This window comes from Polyangiaceae bacterium (assembly GCA_020633205.1).
In the GTDB taxonomy this organism is placed as follows: domain Bacteria; phylum Myxococcota_A; class Polyangia; order Polyangiales; family Polyangiaceae; genus JAHBVY01.
Genome location: JACKEB010000037.1, coordinates 1 through 2,224, shown reverse-complemented (window position 1 = coordinate 2,224; position 2,224 = coordinate 1). Strand labels below are relative to the sequence as shown.

Sequence of the window (2,224 nt, the reverse complement as noted above, 5' to 3'; positions counted from 1 at the left end):
CTCCGCGACGCGGGGCAGACCACCGGTGATGTCCTGCACCTTCGTGGTGTCGCGAGGCATCTTCGAGAGCGGCTCGCCGGGGTAGATCATCTCGCCGTCCTGGCAGACGATGTTGGCGCCGACCGGCAGCAAGTAGCGAGCGTCCAGCTCCGTACCCGGGATCTTCACCGGCTCGCCCGTCTCCGGGTCGATGATGGTGATGCGGGGGCGCAGATCTGCAGCGCGGGACTCAGTGACGATCTTGCGGCTCAAGCCAGTCAGCTCGTCCACCTTCTCGGTGAAGGTCACGCCTTCGACGAGATCGCCGAACTGCACGAGGCCCTGCACCTCGGTGAGGATGGGCGTTGCGAACTGATCCCACTCAGCGACCTCGGTGCCAGCCTTCACGCGGTCACCGTCCTTGATCTTCAGCTCAGCGCCGTAGACCAAGCGATGGTGCTCACGCTCACGACCGGTGTCGTCCATGACGACCAGCTCACCGTGACGGTTCATCACGACGACCTTGCCGTCTTGCTTCACCGCAGTCTGCGTGGTGCGTAGCCGCACGGTACCGTCAGTGCGCGTCTCGAGCTTGTTCTGCTCGATCTTGCCGCGCGCCGCCGCACCACCGATGTGGAACGTACGCATCGTCAGCTGAGTACCAGGCTCACCGATGGACTGGGCGGCGATGATGCCGACAGCTTCACCGATGTTGACGCGGTAGCCACGCGCGAGGTCGCGGCCGTAGCACATGGCGCACACACCACGACGGGTCTGGCAGGTGAGCACCGAGCGGATGACCACCTCTTCGATGCCCGCGTCTTCGATGCCACGCACCAGGGCTTCGTCGAGCTCGGTGTTGTTCGCGACGAGCACCTCGCCAGTGAGCGGATCGACGACGTCCTCGAGCACCACGCGGCCGAGGATACGGTCGCCGAGGGGCTGAATGACTTCGCCGGCCTCTTCCAGCTTGGTGACGCGGATACCGTCCAGCGTGCCGCAGTCGTACTCGGCAACCACGGCGTCCTGCGCGACGTCGACGAGACGACGAGTCAGGTAACCGGAGTTTGCAGTCTTCAACGCGGTGTCCGCGAGGCCCTTACGAGCGCCGTGGGTCGAGGTGAAGTACTGGAGCACCGTGAGGCCTTCGCGGAAGTTCGCGGTGATGGGCGTCTCGATGATTTCGCCCGAGGGCTTGGCCATCAGTCCGCGCATAGCTGCGAGCTGGCGCATCTGCTGGGTCGAGCCACGAGCACCCGAGTCAGCCATGATGTAAATCGGGTTGAAGCTGGCTTCGCCATCTTCGCTCTTGCCGATGACCGCCATCATCTCTTCGGTGACGCGATCCGCGACGCCAGCCCAGATGTCGACGACCTTGTTGTAGCGCTCGCCGTCGGTGATCAGACCTTCCTGGTACTGATCGACGACGCGCTCCAGCTCGGCCTGCGCGGCCTCGATGAGGTCCTTCTTCTTGTCCGGGATGACCATGTCGTCCATGCAGACGGACACGCCACCCTTGGTCGCAAAGTGGTAGCCGAGGGTACGCAAGCGGTCGGCAAGGAGAACGGTCTCCTTGTTCTTGTGCTTGCGGTAGCAGACGTCGATGAGCTGGCTGAGCGCTTTCTTGCTGAGCACCTTGTTGACGTAGTCGAACGGGATCTGCGGAGGCAGGATCTCGCTGATCAACACACGGCCAACGGTGGTCTCGACGATGCGGCTACGCGGGTTGCCCTCTTCGTCCTTGTCCTGGATGCGGACGCGGATTGGCGCGTGCAGCTCGGCAGAGCCGTTGTCGTAGGCCATGCGCACCTCGCTGGGAGATGCGTAGACGCCAGCGATGAAGCCCTCGGCCTTCTCGCCGTCAGCCTTGAAGGAGCCTTCCTTGAAGGCACCCTTGGCGGACTTACGAGCGCGCGTGGCGTAGTAAAGGCCAAGCACGATGTCCTGCGTGGGGTTGATGATCGGGCGACCGTTGGCCGGGCTCAGGATGTTGTTCGTGCTCATCATGAGCACGCGCGCTTCCATCTGGGCCTCGACGCTGAGCGGTACGTGAACCGCCATCTGGTCACCGTCGAAGTCAGCGTTGAACGCCGTACACACGAGGGGGTGCAGCTGGATGGCCTTACCCTCGATGAGCACGGGCTCAAACGCCTGGATACCCAGACGGTGCAGCGTGGGTGCACGGTTCAGGAGCACCGGGTGCTCCGTGATCACTTCCTCGAGGATATCCCAAACCTCGGGACGC

General features: G+C 63.6%; 1 protein-coding gene. It reads right to left on the bottom strand.

Going from position 1 to position 2,224, the window contains the following annotated elements:
* A partial coding sequence (locus tag H6718_37095; protein MCB9591080.1) for a DNA-directed RNA polymerase subunit beta' occupies positions 1-2,224 on the bottom strand: 2,224 nt, incomplete at both ends.